Source organism: Candidatus Fukatsuia symbiotica (assembly GCF_003122425.1).
Classification (GTDB): domain Bacteria; phylum Pseudomonadota; class Gammaproteobacteria; order Enterobacterales; family Enterobacteriaceae; genus Fukatsuia; species Fukatsuia symbiotica.
Window position 1 is genome coordinate 1,345,426 of record NZ_CP021659.1, and the last position, 17,303, is coordinate 1,362,728.

The following is a 17,303-nucleotide window of genomic DNA, read 5'->3' on the forward strand; positions in this document are numbered from 1 at the left end:
TGTCGCTCAAGAAGATTTCGAACAAGCTCTTACACCGTATGTTTATCATTTATTTAATGCAGGTGATAACTTCAACACTTCCTCCACAAATTTATTAATAGCATTTTCCACGGTTGGTAAGTCGCCCGTATGCATTCCAGAGCCTAGTGTATGTGTATTGGCATTGGGGATAGCTATGGTGCGCTTATTGTGTTGCTCTGTCGCGAGTTCTTGATGCATTTTTAGTATAGCGGGTACTTTTACCACCGAATCTTGCTGTTGCTCATCTTTGTAATAATACAGGTTTAAAACAGGCTGTCGGATCTGGTCAAAAGTCAGCTTGTGCATAGTACTTTCCAGCAAATTCTGCAACTGCACCACGGCTTCTAATCGATACGCCTGATACCAATATTTTTTTTCTTCTCGATTTTTTATTGTCCCCGCTTGAAATCGACCGTTTTTTATCAGTCGAGCGAATTGTAAGCCCCAAGGATTATTGATCATAAAAACGAAAGGATCGTTGATCGCCACATTGGGTGATAGATTGATCAGTGCAGCGACATCGTTGGGAAATTCAGCGGCCAATTTGAGCGCTAGCGTACTACCGGTAGAGGTACTGATCAGGATGACTTTATTTCCCAATGCGTTTCCAATACTTAAGGCTTCCTTCGCATCTTTCCATAAACCTGCCACTGTCATTTTTAATAAAGGATCTGTGGTCACTAAACCATGTTCATCAAGTCGCGATAAATAGAGATTACAACCATAACGACGCGCAGTATTAAAATGAATGGGGTCACCGTCTTGTTGACTCGCTGAAAAACCGTGCAGGTACACCATGCTACAGGCAGTTTTACTCGGTTGAGCTGGGTTAAACCATAGGATACGTGCTTCATTATTCGGTTTAATGCGGAATGATTTTTCTTTCTCTTGGATGTATTGCACAAGCTGGACGGGATCTTTGGGTACCACCGGCAACGTGGGATCATAGATTGGCACCGCGGGTTTGGGTCCCGATAAATATATCATTCCAAGTATAACCATAATCATTATGATTATTCCGATCTTTTTATACATGATTTTCATCCTGGCGCCGTGGTCCAAAAACATTTGTATCACAATTTCTGCTGCGTAGAAAAAGTATCTATCAGCCGTTGTGTCAATTGCTGGCGCGTTTCACAATTTAAAGCACGGTGATCCTTATCTGCTAGCACAAATAAATCTTCTATCCGTTCGCCGACGGTGGTGATACGTGCGCTATGCAATGATAATTTCAGCTCGGCAAAAACATTCCCCACTTTAGCGAGTAATCCTGGTTGATCTAGTGCAATCAGTTCCAGGTAACTGCGGCGCTCATTGTGTGTTGGCAAGAAGTTGACTTCGGTTGTGACACTAAAATACTGTAATTTCGCCGATGGATACTTTATCCGAGGTGGTCGATAATCGACCTGAATAATGGCTTGTTCGAGATTTTGACGGATCAGCCGGTGTCGATCTGATGCTAATGGGTTGCCGTCAGGTTGCAGAACAATAAAGCTATCCATCGCCATTCCATCACGATTGGTAAAAATTTGCGCATCATGCACACTGAGGTTACGGCGATCGAGTTCGCTTACCACGGTGGCAAACAGACAGGGACGATCTGGACCATAGATAAAAATCTCTGTCCCTCCACGATTCGTATCATCATTTATCAGCACCAGTGGCTTGTTGGTCCCCTGCTGTAGCAGATATTGCGCATGCCAGGCTAACTGTTTAGGTAAATGACGCAGAAAATAATCAGCATGACAACGGCTCCAGATTTGTTGTAGTGCTATCTCATCAATATTATTCATACGCAATAGTGCCAGCGCTTGAAAGCGATGCTCGCGTACTTTTTCACGCAAATTTGCTTGCCGAAAATCTCGACTATTTTGTAGGCCACTGTCCAACTGTTTTTCAGTAGCAAAATACAGCTCAGACAGTAAGCTTTGCTTCCAACTGTTCCACAAGACTTCATTAGTGGCGTAAATATCGGCCACAGTCAGATTAATCAGATAACGTAGTCGGGTTTTATTTTGTACGGCAGTGGCGAATTGCTGGATCACTTCTGGATCTTGAATATCACGACGTTGGGCAGTGATTGACATCAACAAATGATGGCGTACCAACCAAACAACAAGCTGGGTCTCCCGCGCATTTAGACCATGAAATTCGGCGAACTCCTGTGCTTCCTGTGCGCCCAATAGAGAATGATTACCACCACGCCCTTTGGCGATGTCGTGAAAGAGTGCCGCCAGCAATAATAGTTCAGGCTGCGGCAAATTTGGATAGAGTTCAACACACAGAGGGTGGTGCGCTCGAGTTCTTTCAGCAGTAAAACTCTCCAGTTTTTGTAATACCCGAATGATGTGTTCATCAACAGTATAAGCATGGAATAGATCGAATTGCATTTGCCCAACGATGTTACTCCATTGTGGCATATAAGCCCCGAGTACACTGTAGCGATGCATGGGTAACAATGCGTGATTGACCGCTCCTGGATGACGTAAAATAGCCATAAACTGCTTTCGTGCTTCAGGCAGCATATACAGTGGTTGTTTTAAGTTGCGACGCGCATGACGTAATTGACGTACTGTGGTGGAGTAAATGCCCTTTATCTTTGGATGATGCACCATGAGGTAGAACATCTGTATCATCGCTTCAGGTTGGCAGATAAATAATGTTTTTTCACGCAGATCGATTAAATTACCGCGTAATTGAAAATCGTCGTCTAACGGGTGTGGTTTTTTATCGCTTTCAGGTGAAAGGATAGCTTCATCAAACAATTGCAACAGCATTTGATTCAGCTCGCTAACACGTCGTGTCATCCGGTAAAAATCTTTCATCATACGTTCGACTGCTTGATTTCCCTCTCCTTGGTAGTGCAATGATTGCGCAACACTAAGCTGGCGGTCAAATAGCAAGCGGTTGTCATGGCGGGTTAGTCCCAGATGAAGCGCAAAGCGAACACGCCAAAGAAAGCTACGGCATTCATGAAGTTCATCACGTTCTGCCCGAGTCAGAAAATTAAAATCGACCATTTCATCGAGCGATGTTGCCGCAAAATGACGACGTGCTACCCACATCAGGGTATGAATATCACGCAACCCCCCGGGCTACTTTTGATATCAGGTTCCAAATTATAGCTAGTACCGTGATAACGTTGATGGCGTTGTTGCTGCTCGGCGATTTTTGCATGAAAGAATTGGCGAGAAGGCCAAAAATTATCGCTGAAAATATGTTGCTGCATTTGTAACAATAAAGCCATATCGCCGCATATTAAGCGTGATTCAATCAAATTGGTAGCGACAGTTAAATCAGCCAGTCCTTCCAGCAAGCATTCTTCCAAGGTGCATACGCTGTGACCTACCTCTAGTTTCAAATCCCATAGTAGGGTAATGAATTGCTCCACATGCTGTGTCTGTTCTGCACTGAGTGGATTTGTACTCAGTAGTAGCAAATCGATATCTGATTGCGGATGCAGTTCAGCACGACCATAACCACCAACAGCCACCAATGTGGCTTCAGTCACTGTAGTAAAACCATAGAAAATCCACAAACGTTGCAATAAGCAATCAATATAATGACTGCGTGTTGCTATCAATGTTTCTGCACTGAGACCTGTATTGAAGGCCTCCGTTAGCCAAAGTTGGAAATCATGCAACCGCTTTTTCAGTACCGTGCAAGTCAGTTCATGATCCAGATAAGTCTCGGGTGATGCGGGCAGTGATGCTTGTATCGGAGTATGATGGATAGACATGTTTTAGTTGATAGTAAGGCTCTGCTGATTAGGAATGCTCGATAGTACTTGAGATACTGTCGTCTTTACGCCATGTCATTATTTCACAGCCGTTATCTGTAACGACCAAAGTATGCTCATATTGTGCGGACAAACTGCGATCTTTCGTTTTTACTGTCCAGCCATCACTCATGTTACGGATACGGCAATCACCTGCATTCACCATCGGCTCAATAGTAAAAGCCATACCGGGCTCCAGCACAACGCCATTATCGCCAGTATCGTAATGCAAAACTTGTGGAGGCTCGTGGAAACCTCTGCCAATACCGTGCCCACAATATTCGCGTACCACAGAAAATTTCTCTGCTTCTACAAATTTTTGTATTGCTCTACCCAAAGTACCTAGACGGATCCCAGGCTTAACCAGCCTGATCGCCAAATACAGACTTTCTTGAGTGATGCGACACAGGCGTTGCCCAAGAATGCTAGGCTTACCGACAAAAAACATCTTGGAAGTATCACCGTGGAAGCCATCTTTGATAACAGTGACATCAATATTAACAATATCACCATTTTTCAGTATCTTATGGTCGCTTGGAATGCCGTGGCAAACCACTTCATTGACCGAAATACAAACGGATTTAGGGAAACCATGATAGCCCAAACAGGCAGGTATGGCCTGTTGATGATAGGTAATGTGATGATCGCAAAGACGATCCAACTCACCGGTACTGATACCCGGTTTAACATGGGGTTCTATTACTTCCAGGACTTCGGCAGCTAGACGACCAGCAACACGCATTTTCTCAATCTCTTCAGGTGTTTTAATTAAAATTGCCATTAAAAGGATCCATAGGGGGGTTATAGTTGTGAACGGGCATTTTGTTTGATAAAGCTGCTGATGCTGGTGTCTTGTGACATATCGGCGATTACATCGCTTAACACGGCGTTAACGGCATCACTGATTTTTTCGTTAGTGGCGCTAAAAGGACCTTGCACATTGTAGGTAGATCGGTAATTTTTAGTTTGCTGACTTCCATTTCGTCCCTGAGCAATGATCGAAACGTCTGCTTTGGTGGTGATATTGTGACGCAGATTACCTTCTTGTACCTCGGCGTGTAGATAATTGACAATAATTTGCAAACCCACCAAACCATCACCGGAAACCATATAACCACGGCTAATCATTTGTCTTTCTAATGCCTCTTGCAATAGAAAACGTACATCACGCGAAGCAGTCAGTGCCACCAATTTTCCATCACGGTTTACTTTTGCCAAGGCCACATCCTGGCGCTGATCGGCACCATTGATGCTAATCGTGATCGCCATTAACGCAGGATCTTTCTGTGGTAATACCACTTTTGGTGCAATGTTTAAGGTACTATCACCGCTAGCACAACCCGTCAGTATGCAAACGGCTAACAAAGGGGAAGTCAGTTTCTTTAGCATGTTTATTTTCTCACTGGTTATAAAATTTTTAGCGTCCTCGCCACCTTGAACGACGGGATAGGTATGCCAGAATAATATACCAGAATGGGATTATGAACACCTCACAACCTAGGATCTAAATCATATTAACGGGTTTCAACTCTACTGAAAACAGGCCGTTTTGCTGTTTATTGAGCTAGAATTCCTTAGAGCCTGTTCCAAATCTTTTTCGCTGTGCCCAGAAGAGGAAAAAATGGGCGAAAAAACGCAGCTTGCTCCTTTGTATACAACAGCAAAGGATCCAATGAGCGTTTTGAGCGCGTTTTTGACAAATGACTTGACCAAAACACGGTGAGCACAAGAGATTTTGGACAGGTCCTCATATTGGGTGAATAACCTTGGATAAGATTACACCACGTAGTATATTTTCCTAAGTACATCAAGGAGATTAATGATGCCCTTTGTCGCTGAACGTATTGAAAAAAAGCTAAAAGAGAAGTTTAAACCTACTCATCTAAAAGTTATCGACGAAAGCTTCCGTCATGATGTGCCGGCAGGCTCCGAGACTCACTTCAAAGTCGTGATTATCAGTGACAAATTTTCCGATCAGGTTTTTACCACCCGCCATCGTGAAATTTATAGTTTGTTGGCACAAGAGTTTGAAGAGGGGCTGCGTGCGTTAGTTTTACACACTCATACCCAGAAAGAATGGAAAGATTTGCAATATACTGTTGCGGCCTCCCCTCCTTGTCGTAACGACGGACGCCCTTTTGACCTAAAGGAGCTGTAAATAGCACTCAAAACGAGAAATAGCGTTAATTTTATGTGGTTATGGAGAAGAATGATGCCAGTGCCACGCCTTACTTTTTACCTCAAAATTGAAAATAATGCTTTTAGCCACGACACCCCAGCGACTTGAACCGCTAACGCTCCCACTTTTTGGTGAACGCTTGATCGAAGCTTCTGCAGGGACAGGTAAAACTTTCACCATTGGGATATTGTATTTACGTTTATTACTTGGGTTGGGTAAGGATGCCGCTTATTCTCGTTGTTTAACCGTAGAAGAAATCCTTGTTGTTACCTTTACCGAAGCCGCGACCGAAGAATTGAGAAGCAGGATCCGCGGTAATATTCATCGCTTGTGGATAGCCTGTGTACGTGGGTTTAGTGATGAACCTATGGAGCAGGCGTTGTTAAGCGAAATCACCGATCTGGCTGACGCAGCAGCACAATTGTTGGCCGCAGAGCGCCAGATGGACGAAGCGGCTATCTATACCATTCATGGTTTTTGTCAGCGCATGTTAGCGACTAATGCATTTGAATCTGGCATGCTATTTGAGCAAACCTTAATTCATGATGAATTACCACTACGTCGGCAAGCTTGTACTGATTTTTGGCGACGTCATTGTTATCCATTATCCTTGCCTGAAGCACGAGCAGTCAGTAAGGAATGGAGCAACCCCGAAAAATTGCTTAACGATCTGTCTGCTTATTTACAAGGTGAAGTACCGCAGTTTCTTAGGGTGCCCCATGATGAAACCATTGGCTGTCGTCATCAGCAAATAGTGATGCAAATCGATGAGTTGAAAACCCATTGGCGACAAAAAGCCGATAAACTGGAAGCATTAATCCGCGATTCTGCTGTCGATAAGCGGAGTTATAACAGTAAGCATCTGCCTAACTGGCTAGCCATAGTGACGCAATGGGCAGAGCAGAAAACTGACGACTACAGCTTACCGAAAGAGCTGACTAAATTTCGTCAATCGGTTTTATGTGAAAAATGCCAAAAAGGTACTGTACCACAGGATACGTTATTTTTGGCCATTGACCGCTTATTTGAACAACCACTGACGTTGCGGGACCTCATTATGGCAAAAGCCATCAGTGAAATTCGCGCTTCTGTACAGCAGGAAAAACAACAGCGTGCCGAACTGGGTTTTGATGACTTATTAAGCCGCTTGGATATCGCGTTACAGCAAACAGGAGGGGAGTTACTGGCTGAAACGATTCGTCATCGTTATCCGCTCGCGATGATCGATGAATTTCAAGATACTGATCCGCAACAATATCGGATTTTTCGGCGCATTTATGCGGCTCAGGCAGATTGTGGATTACTGCTGATTGGTGATCCCAAGCAAGCCATTTACGCTTTTCGTGGTGCGGATATTTTTACCTATATCCGCGCTCGTTCTGCGATAGACGCGCATTATACTTTATCGACCAATTGGCGTTCTTCACATCGCATGGTGCAATCCGTTAATCGATTATTTAATCAGATCAAAACGCCCTTTTTATTTGAACAAATTCCGTTTATCAATGTAACTGCGGCGGAGAAAAACAGCGAATTAGCTTTCCAGATTGATGGTGAAGCACAACCCGCATTGCAGTTCTGGTTACAACCAGGAGAAGGTGTAAGCTTATATCAGTATCAACAGCTGATGGCTCAGAGGTGTGCAACGCAAATACGTGATTGGTTAATCGCCGGTCAATTTGGGCGAGCCAATTTGGTCACCAGACAAGGAATGCGTCCATTGCAAGCATCAGATATCACTATTTTGGTACGTAGCCGTTCCGAGGCGGCTTTAATTAGAAACGCGTTAACAGCATTAGCAATCCCCTCGGTTTATTTATCTAACCAGGACAGTGTATTTGACACACCGGAAGCCAAAGATCTTTTTTGGTTGTTACAGGCGGTATTGACACCTGAACAGGAACGCACCTTACGCTGTGCGATGGCAACCAGCCTATTGGGGCTGGATGCGCAACAATTGGATAACTTAAACCACGATGAACGTGCTTGGGATGCATTGGTTGATGAATTCGATGGCTATCGCCAACACTGGCGGCGGCGCGGTATTTTGCCTATGTTGCGTGAAATTATCGCCAAACGTCGTTTGGCAGAAAATTTATTGGTGAGCACGGGGGGGGAGCGTCGTTTGACCGATTTGCTTCATCTAGGTGAGTTGTTACAGGCAGCAGCAGTACAGCTTGACAGTGACTATGCTTTGGTACGCTGGCTGGCACAACAAATCGCACAACCTGAACGCCAATCTGAAAATCAGCAATTACGGCTGGAAAGTGATCGCCCTCGGGTTAAAGTCGTCACCGTCCATAAATCGAAAGGATTAGAGTATTCTTTGGTGTGGTTGCCTTTTATTGGTAATTTTCGCCAGCAATCGACAAATCTCTATCATGATCGGCAAAATTTTACTGCCATTCTCGATCTACACGCCAGTGATGAGAGCCAACAGCTAGCGCAACAAGAACGATTGGCGGAAGATTTGCGTTTGCTTTATGTTGCGTTAACCCGTTCAATTTATCATTGTAGTGTCGGGATCGCACCGTTAATAAAAGGTAATCGAAAAAAACAGGGAGATAGCGATCTACATCAAACGGCGTTAGGCTATTTGGTTCAGGGTGGGGAAGCCGGTGATGCTCGTTATCTGGCAGAAAAACTTGCCGCATTGCAAGGAGAAGATATCATCGTATCGCAGGTTGGTGCGTTGGATAAACACATATGGCAACCGCAAAAAACCACAATGCCTCCCTTAGCGGCAAAACACTTTACACGTCAGTTACAAGATTATTGGCGAGTGACGAGCTATTCAGGGTTGCAACAACAGGGTGCGTCAAAACTCACACCAACTTCACGGGTGGAAATGCCAAAGTTTGACAGTAATACCAATGGTGAACAAATCTTATCAGCAACAATAGGCCTAACTCCTCACCATTTTCCACGTGGTGCAATACCGGGAACATTTTTGCATTCTTTACTGGAGGAGCTTGATTTTAGTCAGTCAATCGAAATGGAATGGTTAGCTGAGCGATCCCTACAACAGGGATTTGATAGCGTCTGGTTGCCGGTATTACATCAGTGGTTGAGCGATATTGTACATATATCACTGAACGAAACTGGGGTAACACTGGCGGGGTTAGCGCCGATGAATAAACAGGCAGAGTTACAGTTTTATTTGCCGATAAAAAGAATACTACAAGCTGGAGAGTTGGATAGTTTAATAAAACACTATGATCCTCTGTCAGCCGTGTGTCCTGCCCTGGATTTCCAACAAGTACAGGGAATGCTGAAAGGTTTTATTGACCTGGTATTTTGCTGGCAAGATAAATTTTATCTGCTGGATTATAAATCGAACTGGTTAGGAGAAGACAGTCAGGCTTATAGCCATGGTGCGATGGCGCAAGCGATGGTTGAACATCGTTATGATTTACAATATCAGCTCTATACCTTGGCATTGCACCGTTATTTGCGCCATCGTCTAACAAATTATGATTATCAACGTCACGTTGGTGGAGTTATCTATCTTTTTTTGCGTGGTATTGATCACCACCATCCAGGTAACGGTATTTTTACCTGTCGTCCACAGCTGAAATTAGTTGAAGGCTTAGATCGTCTGTTTAGCAGAGAGAAAATCGCATCATGATGGAATTATTGGAGCGGGCTGTCCGTGAGCGATTGTTACGCCCACTGGATCTACAATTTGCCCGTATGATTGCTCCTGATGATTGTCCTTTGTTCGACTTGTTTCGTAACAGTCAGCGGTTGATGGAAATTAAAGCGCAAGATGTAACACAGGAGCAGCACCACAGGGTTGGTGCTGCACGAGCTTTACTGCAACTAACGGCCGCTTATTTGAGCGCCGAAACGGGGGCGGGGCATATCTGTTTACCAATAACAGGTTTACAGCCTCAACATTTATTTGATGGTCGTCAATCGGATCTCGCTCAAGCATTGTGGAAAGCCGCTGGGGAGCCGAGCACTCAACAGTGGCGAGAAACATTACAAGATTCGTTTTCTGTCAGCGATGGCTCACAACCGACACCCCTGGTTTTGCAACATGACCGTCTTTATTTGCAAAGAATGTGGCAAAATGAAGGCGATGTTGCACGTTTTATTGTGAATGGTAATGCCAACAATGAGAGGGTTGATGAAATCCTGCTACAAAATATTTTAGAGCAACTTTTTGGCACTAACGGTGATGAAGTCGATTGGCAAAAAGTAGCGGCGGCCGCGACGTTGACGCGGAGGATATCGATTATTTCTGGTGGGCCAGGAACGGGTAAAACCACCACTGTAGCAAAATTACTGACTGCTTTAGTGCGTTTAAACGGGGAGCAGCGGGTACGTATTCAATTGGTGGCGCCAACCGGTAAAGCTGCCGTACGTTTAACCGAATCTCTTGGCAAAGCGTGGCAGCAATTGGCACTTAACGAAAGCGAGCATAAATTATTCCCCAATCAGGCCTTTACATTACATAGTTTATTGGGGGTTCAGCCCAATCGCCAGCGGCTACGTTACCACAGTGGTAATCCATTAAATCTTGATGTTCTCGTGGTAGATGAGGCTTCGATGGTTGATTTACCTATGATGGCGAAATTGATTGCTGCATTGCCTACTCATGCACGCGTGATTTTTCTTGGTGACAGAGATCAACTTGCCTCAGTAGAAGCGGGAGCGGTCTTTGGCGATATTTGCCGTTTTGTCGAATCAGGTTATAGTGTTTTTCGGGCTGAACAGTTAGCCAGAGTAACGGGTTATCCATTAGAGCAGTTGAATAATCCTCATGACATGAGCAAACGCAAAACACTGACGACAGGATTAACCGAGGTAAGTGATGGCCTGTGTTTGTTACGTAAAAGTTACCGTTTTGATAAAAAATCGGGTATTGGACAACTTGCTCAAGCAGTCAATGCCGGCGCATATCTTGAAGCTTTGTCGGTACTTAACGGGAACTATACTGACGTTGAACGCTTTGTATTGGCTAATATGATAGATTATCAGCAATTATTACAGGTGAGTGTTGCCGGTTATCAACCCTATCTTAAACTGGTTGCACAGGGTGCCGATGCGGCTGAAATATTAACTGCTTTTAATCATTACCAATTACTTTGTGCATTGCGTGCTGGGTCATTTGGTGTGAAGGGCTTAAATCCACTGATTGAACAGGTGCTGCAGCGTAACGGTTTGATACAACGCACACAGGGGTTATCTGGTCGCTGGTATGCAGGGCGTCCAGTGATGATCGAACGTAATGACAGCGCATTGGGATTGTCTAACGGTGACGTTGGTATCGCCTTATATGATGCTCATGGTCATTTACGGGTTCACTTCCAATTACCGAATGGCACTATTAAATCGGTACAGCCGAATCGTTTACCGAGCCACGGCACCGCATATGCAATGACCATACATAAATCTCAAGGTTCAGAATTTGAACATACCGCATTGGTATTGCCTGATTATTTTTCACCCATAATAACCCGTGAATTGCTTTATACCGGTATCACTCGTGCTCGTCAACAGTTAACGTTGTATACCTCTGACAGTGTATTAAGCCGCGCTATTAACACGCCAACTCTCAGACACAGTGGCTTGGTCGATCGGCTCTGCCTTGCTACGTTGGCTAAGCCGAATAGCGCCATACCCCTCGACGTCGTGTCGGCGTAAGTTTGGCAGGCGCTCAAAACACAATTGTTACCTATTAACAACAACACTTACAGCAGGCATTGCCTTGAGAAATCTCCCCGCTTTTGTCTCCCCTTATAGCAATGGATACCCCGGTAGCCATGTCCTTGGCGATCTTACCTAGGGTAAGATTTTCCATCGCTTTTATTGCTTCGCTACCAAGATCTGTTGTTGTTTTCTCAAGGGTGTTGACAGTTTCTTTTATACCGGTTTTTGTTACATCACCCAACGTATCTATCCCCGTTTTCACGACATCACTGGTAGCTGCTATACCGGATTTTACACCGGTTTCTGCTATATTACCTGCGGATTTTGTCACCTCTTCTACCGTCTTTTCTACTATCTTACCGCCGATCTTGATAGTTTCTTCTACAGCCTTGTCAGTTGCCTTAATAATAGAGTCCTTCACAGCGGTAGTAATATCACTGATACCCGGCATCTTCTTGCTTAAATCGCCTAGCAGGCTATAGGGAATAGCCTGTGGAAATGACATAATATTTTGCCCCGTTGCATTTTGTTGATTTCGTCGTATTTGTTGTTCTTCCCATAATATTTCTATTTCTAATTCTCGTAGGTTTTTCAATTTTTTTAGGAAAAAAATCTGTTCTCATTGTATGACTGTTCAATATTCTTTCCTATAGCGTAGGCTGTATAAATTGATGTATAATTTCGAGATGACTTATCCATTAAAATTTCGCCAACATGTATTGGCTATTAAAGAGCAAGAAAAGCTTACATATGCCCAAACGGCCACACGTTTTTGTATTGGAACCGCAAGTTTAATGCGCTGGGCTAAACGAATAGAACCTTGTCTGACACGTGATAAACCCGCCAGTAAAATAGCTCGAGCGGCGTTGATTCTTGATGTGGAAACCTACCCTGACGCGTCTCAATACGAGCGAGCCCAACGTATGGGAGTGAGCGCTAGAGGTATCTGCCATGCGTTAAAACGGGCAGGGTTTAGCTATAAAAAAAACATTTTATCATCCAAAAGCCAACGCCCAATCCCGAGAAGATTTTCAGATCAAGATCCAGGCCTATGAAGCCAGCGAGACCCCTATTATTTACGTTGATGAAAGCGGTTTTGCTCATGACATGCCCCGCCTCTACGGCTATTGAGCTAAAGGTAAGCGGTGTTACGGTCAACATGATTGGCACGCTAAAGCGCGTACCAATGTCATCGGCGCTCAGCTTAACGGAAAATTAACCACCGTTTGTGCCTTTGAATATAATATCAATAGCGATATTTGTTATGCGTGGGTAACCCAAGACTGACTGCCAAAAATCCCTCAAGGGGCTGTTATCGTGATGGATAATGTGAGCTTTCACAAACGCCAGGATATCCAGTCTGCTAGACAAAAATCCGGTTTTATTCTGGAATATCTCCCGACGTATTCTCCTGACCTCAACCCAATTGAGCACAAATGGGCTCAGGCTAAAGCCCTTCGTAGGAAACGACAATGCGATATCGACACTCTCTTTTCTGACCCTTTGTTTTGAATCAATTTATACGGCTACAGCCATATAGAACAAGCGGTGGTGAATATGGCTTACGACTATCCTGCTTATGGTCAGCACCGTGTGGCGAATGAACTTAACCGACAGGGGATAATGATTTCCGGCAGTGGTGTTCGCTCGGTTTGGTTGCGCCCTTATATCTTGATTATTAACTTTCAAAGGTTGATGATCCCCAACTGATCATTGGGATGTCACCGGAGAGTTTGTTTGCGCCCTTAGGCTTAAAGCTTGTGCAGTCAGATAAAACCCCGGTGACATATTTATCGTCGCCTGTAAGACCGAACGGTATCTTGTGCTAAGAGCACGTATTTATAAGGAAGGTCGGGGCGATCATTTAATTATCTGTTTTTCATGGGAGAATCAGCCATGGACAAGACCTCAGTGGGTATTGATGTTGCCAAATTAAAATTCGATGTTGCAGTGTGGGTAGAGAGAAAAAAGTATAAAACAAAAGCATTCCCGAATACCCCCTCTGGATTTAGCCAACTACTGAAATGGCTTATCCCTTACGGGGATTGTCATATTTGTCTCGAAGCCACAGGGAGTTACAGTGTTCCACTGGCTATGTTCTTAGTTGATAATGGCATTGACGTCAGCCTAGAAAACCCATCACGTATTCATGCCTTTGGTGAGAGTGAACTGAGTCGGAACAAGACGGATCAGGGGGATGCAAAAATGATAGTGCGCTACTGCGCACTGCATACACCTGTCCTCTGGACTCCTCCTCCCTTGAGCGAACGTCAATTAACCGCGCTAGTACGCCATCTAAAGAGTTTAGAGGAAATGAGGCAAATGCAAGAAAATCGGCAATCAGTGGCTGACGATGTCGTTCAATCCTCACTGCTTGAAATCATTTCTGCACTTAAACAACAAATCCAGGCCACCAAAGAAAAAATAAAAAACCATATCGATAACGATCCTGACTTAAAGAAAAATAAAGCGTTGCTGGAGAGTATTCCTGGTATCGGTGAAATACTAAGTGCCAGTTTGCTGGCGTATGTGGGTAATGTGTCAAAATTCACTAACAGTAAGGCAGTGGTGGCCTATGCCGGGCTTAACCCAAAACTTTGTGAATCAGGTTTATTTAAAGGACGGAGCTGCCTATCAAAACGGGGTCATACCGAGCTCAGGAAAGCGTTGTATATGCCCGCTCTGGCTGCCCTTTCTTGTAATCCGATAGTGAAAGCACAGTGGCAACGACTCGTATCACGCCATAAAGGGGGTAAAATGGGCGTCTGTGCAGCAATGCGCAAATTACTCCAACTGGCGTATGGTGTGCTGAAATCAGGCATCCCATTCGATACAAAAATAGCACTTGCATCATGATGGGCAAGACGGTATCTGACCTGGAAAATATCAAGAAACGCCTTTCTGCCTTGGAAGCCAAAGTAGCGCAGGAGGGGTACTTACTGACGGAAGCCCAACTGCAAGCATTAGAAAAAGTGCAGGATAAACGAGAAGCTCATGGACAAATTGAAACGCAACATCCGGGCTATCTCGGCTCTCAGGATACTTACTACGTGGGGCACATTAAAGGTGTGGGTAAAATGTATCAGCAGAGCTTTGTTGATACCTATTCCAGAGTCGCTTTTGCCAAGGTCTATACAGAGAAAAATGCCTTGGTTGCCGCAGATATGTTAAACGATCAGGTGCTGCCATTACATGATGAGCAAGCGGTTCCCTTATTACGTATCCTGACCGACAGAGGGTCAGAATACTCGGGGAAAAAGGAAACCCATGCGTATCAGCTTTACCTGGAGCTAGAAGATATCGAGCATACGCGGACCAAGGCATACAGCCCGCAGACTAATGGTATCTGTGAGCGGTTTCATAAGACGATGAAAAATGAAGGCTATGACGTGATGTTTCGGCGTAAAATTTATTCATCATTGGAAGACATTCAGCAAGACATCGATAAATGGCTCGCATTCTACAACAGAGAGCGACCTCATTCAGGCTGGTATTGTTATGGCAAAACCTCCTGGGAAACTTGGATTGCATCAAAAGAGTTAGTAAAAGAAAAACAACTCGATAATTTATTTGAACCATCGCACAGTCAGACTACTCTGACAAATTCGATGGCTTAGCTTGTGTCTGTCAGGTTAAGTTTGAGCGACTACAATACATAATGACTGTATTTGGCAGTACACATTGGCGTGCAAAATAACTACCTCAATACTTTCCCAACCTGTTGACTAACATAACCTTGCATATCCTGTTAGTAATTTACCGTATCAAGCATTCAAAAGGCTCGTAGTCTATGTAACCACACCCAATTATTCCATGGATGGGGGTAAGCGTCGTCTTGCGAGGCGTATCGTACAACCCCCCCCCTTTTTTTTGTTATTTCAAATAAGTGCGTAGAACCCCCTTTGCACAACGCGGCAGTAGCTAAATACAACGTGAATAAGAGTTGAAAACTCTGTTCTTCAAAATATGTCGGCTAAATTTCAATATTTCCTCGTACTGTATCAAAAAAGATCATTTTATATTAAAAATATTAATAATATTTAAATAATATGTTTACTTATTTATAACAAAAATGCTACAAATTAGTTGGCGGTTGCTTAAGAAAGATCTGTTCAGTGTTATTTGTCATGTTCATCGTATGGAAACAGATTTATAGAAAAATCAACAACCTATTTGGGATAAATATTATGCTCAATAACACAAGAGGCGCAAGGCTACCTCCAACGGAAGCGGCTACACAAGAAAGAAATATACGTACTGATGAAGTTTGGTTCAGCGTGTCGGCCATCTGGTGCTGGAATATCAATAGCAAAATTTATAATTTTTTAAATGAATATACCTTGCAAGGGATCAGAAAAATGACGATGAGCTGGGGATGATAAGGCCTTTCTTGTGTTAAGCAAGCCGTGATTAGTTTGTTGACATCCTCCCCAGAGTTATCGAAAAAGAGACCATTATTACAATGAGCTCCCTGTAGCTAAATTATTGTAAAAGATATTAAGGAGTAGTGAAAATGCTGCGACTCACCGTTCCAGAACTCAGTACCGTCGACCCTTCTATTGTAGGCCCTACTGAGCACAATAGAGAGACAAGTGTTGTAGGTAACAGGCTTATTGCACGGATAAGAACACCATCAGAAACAGAACGTCTATTATCATCAATGGTGAGCAAGCAAAACGTAGCGACGCCCTCGGCAGGAAAGAAAGTGAGGGTCTTTCAGCCATCAACATTATCATCATTCTTTTTAAAAAGGCTATTTCCTTCCTCATTTCGTGATTCAAGTGTAGAACACATCGATCGTCGTATGGATAATCTAGCAACAATATTCACTAGACTCAAACAGGCGGCAAATGATAAAACTTCAGGATTAATAAGAGAGTCTGGGAATTCGACTAATATAAAAAAATTGGAATTGAATATAGATAAAAAGGAGCTAGCGATTGGTGCTTATAGTGTCCATGACTATTCTTCATACGTGAAAGGATTACTGAAATCATGTTCTCCTATTACCGATGCTGTTTTTGATAAAATGAAAGATAGTGTTTTGAGCCTCAAAGAATCTCATGATCCAGACTATTACAAAGAAATTAACACGCTATTCTGTCAGTCGATAGAAGCAATGGATCAACAAGAAAAAACTGAATTCATGCTTTGCTTAGATACCCTTGCTTATTGTTATCAACAGGCGAGTGAAAATATCAGTGATAAATTTAATAAAACATCGGTGATAAACATCGTTGCAGCTTGTCTTTTTAATAAAGTCGAGGATCAAGAAAAAGTATATGGTAAGCAGGGTGCAGCTAAAGAAATATTAAAGCAACATCAAATATTTCGTGAAGAAACTGTAAAAGAAATTTTTACAACAAAGATAAATGCCGAAAATCCTTAAAGTTAATATGATGTAGACTGTGATTCTCGATACTCGAAAAAATCCAATAAGCAAGCTGATAGGAAAAGCGGATAAAAATATAGTAAAGTAAGTGCACTACGAGGAGGAAAATAATACTGTGCGACATATTCATTTAATTTCGAAATGCTGGTTTTTATTAAAAGAACCATAATATTCTGTGGATATTAATAATATAATTTTCAGTGTTTTGAATGGTGATGAGGAGTGTTCATAATTCTGTATCAGCATAAATGGCTAGATCATAATTTTACCATCGG

General features: G+C 43.3%; 12 protein-coding genes and 3 pseudogenes. 10 read left to right on the forward strand and 5 right to left on the reverse strand.

The window, feature by feature from the left end:
* Positions 1 to 45: 45 nt before the first annotated feature.
* The 4 genes and pseudogenes from CCS41_RS06830 to CCS41_RS06845 all read right to left on the reverse strand — a co-directional run bounded on the left by CCS41_RS06830 (position 46) and on the right by CCS41_RS06845 (position 5,188).
* Positions 46 to 1,023, reverse strand: a complete 978-nt coding sequence (locus CCS41_RS06830) for an alpha/beta hydrolase (RefSeq protein WP_205411505.1) — start codon at positions 1,021 to 1,023, stop codon at positions 46 to 48.
* A 71-nt stretch (positions 1,024 to 1,094) separates the two neighbouring features.
* Positions 1,095 to 3,760, reverse strand: a pseudogene (glnD, locus tag CCS41_RS06835) (bifunctional uridylyltransferase/uridylyl-removing protein GlnD).
* Positions 3,761 to 3,788: 28 nt separating this feature from the next.
* Positions 3,789 to 4,580 carry a type I methionyl aminopeptidase gene (map, locus tag CCS41_RS06840; RefSeq protein WP_072550822.1) on the reverse strand — a complete coding sequence of 264 codons (792 nt, stop codon included), beginning with the start codon at positions 4,578 to 4,580 and terminating at the stop codon, positions 3,789 to 3,791.
* A gap of 20 nt (positions 4,581 to 4,600) precedes the next feature.
* Positions 4,601 to 5,188 carry a lipoprotein gene (locus CCS41_RS06845; protein ID WP_072550821.1) on the reverse strand — a complete coding sequence of 196 codons (588 nt, stop codon included), beginning with the start codon at positions 5,186 to 5,188 and terminating at the stop codon, positions 4,601 to 4,603.
* Between the two features lie 430 nt (positions 5,189 to 5,618).
* Here CCS41_RS06845 and bolA point away from each other — a divergent pair, with 430 nt between their 5' ends.
* The 3 genes from bolA to recD all read left to right on the forward strand — a co-directional run bounded on the left by bolA (position 5,619) and on the right by recD (position 11,630).
* Entirely contained in the window at positions 5,619 to 5,957 is a 339-nt protein-coding gene (gene bolA / locus CCS41_RS06850; RefSeq protein ID WP_420836475.1) for a transcriptional regulator BolA, read from the forward strand.
* Between the two features lie 97 nt (positions 5,958 to 6,054).
* Positions 6,055 to 9,606: an exodeoxyribonuclease V subunit beta gene (recB, locus tag CCS41_RS06855; protein ID WP_119797419.1), complete on the forward strand. Its 3,552-nt coding sequence runs from the start codon at positions 6,055 to 6,057 to the stop codon at positions 9,604 to 9,606.
* Positions 9,603 to 11,630 carry an exodeoxyribonuclease V subunit alpha gene (recD, locus tag CCS41_RS06860; protein ID WP_072550818.1) on the forward strand — a complete coding sequence of 676 codons (2,028 nt, stop codon included), beginning with the start codon at positions 9,603 to 9,605 and terminating at the stop codon, positions 11,628 to 11,630. The genes recB and recD overlap by 4 nt, the downstream gene beginning before the upstream one ends.
* 34 nt (positions 11,631 to 11,664) lie before the next feature.
* Here recD and CCS41_RS06865 read toward each other — a convergent pair whose 3' ends face one another.
* A complete protein-coding gene (locus CCS41_RS06865; RefSeq protein WP_072550817.1) occupies positions 11,665 to 12,231 on the reverse strand; it encodes a hypothetical protein in 567 nt (188 codons plus the stop codon).
* Between the two features lie 91 nt (positions 12,232 to 12,322).
* On the opposite strand from CCS41_RS06865, the gene CCS41_RS06870 reads away from it, so the two are divergent.
* From CCS41_RS06870 to CCS41_RS06900, 7 genes and pseudogenes are all read left to right on the forward strand, one after another.
* Positions 12,323 to 12,691: an IS630 transposase-related protein gene (locus tag CCS41_RS06870; RefSeq protein ID WP_072549715.1), complete on the forward strand. Its 369-nt coding sequence runs from the start codon at positions 12,323 to 12,325 to the stop codon at positions 12,689 to 12,691.
* A gap of 265 nt (positions 12,692 to 12,956) precedes the next feature.
* Positions 12,957 to 13,148, forward strand: a complete 192-nt coding sequence (locus CCS41_RS17675) for a transposase (protein WP_240313882.1) — start codon at positions 12,957 to 12,959, stop codon at positions 13,146 to 13,148.
* 24 nt (positions 13,149 to 13,172) lie between these two features.
* Positions 13,173 to 13,298 (forward strand): annotated as a pseudogene (locus CCS41_RS06880) (IS481 family transposase); the annotation flags it as partial.
* A gap of 234 nt (positions 13,299 to 13,532) precedes the next feature.
* A complete protein-coding gene (locus tag CCS41_RS06885; protein WP_162860020.1) occupies positions 13,533 to 14,492 on the forward strand; it encodes an IS110 family RNA-guided transposase in 960 nt (319 codons plus the stop codon).
* Positions 14,493 to 14,509: 17 nt separating this feature from the next.
* Positions 14,510 to 15,253 (forward strand): annotated as a pseudogene (locus tag CCS41_RS06890) (integrase core domain-containing protein); the annotation flags it as partial.
* 570 nt (positions 15,254 to 15,823) lie between these two features.
* On the forward strand, positions 15,824 to 16,015 hold the full coding sequence (locus tag CCS41_RS06895; protein ID WP_162860021.1) for a hypothetical protein: 192 nt from the start codon (positions 15,824 to 15,826) through the stop codon (positions 16,013 to 16,015).
* Positions 16,016 to 16,149: 134 nt separating this feature from the next.
* A complete protein-coding gene (locus CCS41_RS06900) occupies positions 16,150 to 17,025 on the forward strand; it encodes a hypothetical protein (protein ID WP_119797423.1) in 876 nt (291 codons plus the stop codon).
* Positions 17,026 to 17,303 lie beyond the last annotated feature (278 nt).

Excerpts from the sequence above, each read along its gene's own strand:
- CCS41_RS06830 (WP_205411505.1), bottom strand. The coding sequence starts at position 1,023 with ATGGTTATACTTGGAATGATATATTTATCGGGACCCAAACCCGCGGTG.
- map (WP_072550822.1), bottom strand. The coding sequence starts at position 4,580 with ATGGCAATTTTAATTAAAACACCTGAAGAGATTGAGAAAATGCGTGTT.
- bolA (WP_420836475.1), top strand. The coding sequence starts at position 5,619 with ATGATGCCCTTTGTCGCTGAACGTATTGAAAAAAAGCTAAAAGAGAAG.
- CCS41_RS06900 (WP_119797423.1), top strand. The coding sequence starts at position 16,150 with ATGCTGCGACTCACCGTTCCAGAACTCAGTACCGTCGACCCTTCTATT.
- CCS41_RS17675 (WP_240313882.1), top strand. The coding sequence starts at position 12,957 with ATGGATAATGTGAGCTTTCACAAACGCCAGGATATCCAGTCTGCTAGA.
- CCS41_RS06895 (WP_162860021.1), top strand. The coding sequence starts at position 15,824 with ATGCTCAATAACACAAGAGGCGCAAGGCTACCTCCAACGGAAGCGGCT.
- CCS41_RS06870 (WP_072549715.1), top strand. The coding sequence starts at position 12,323 with ATGACTTATCCATTAAAATTTCGCCAACATGTATTGGCTATTAAAGAG.
- recB (WP_119797419.1), top strand. The coding sequence starts at position 6,055 with ATGCTTTTAGCCACGACACCCCAGCGACTTGAACCGCTAACGCTCCCA.
- recD (WP_072550818.1), top strand. The coding sequence starts at position 9,603 with ATGATGGAATTATTGGAGCGGGCTGTCCGTGAGCGATTGTTACGCCCA.
- CCS41_RS06845 (WP_072550821.1), bottom strand. The coding sequence starts at position 5,188 with ATGCTAAAGAAACTGACTTCCCCTTTGTTAGCCGTTTGCATACTGACG.
- CCS41_RS06885 (WP_162860020.1), top strand. The coding sequence starts at position 13,533 with ATGGACAAGACCTCAGTGGGTATTGATGTTGCCAAATTAAAATTCGAT.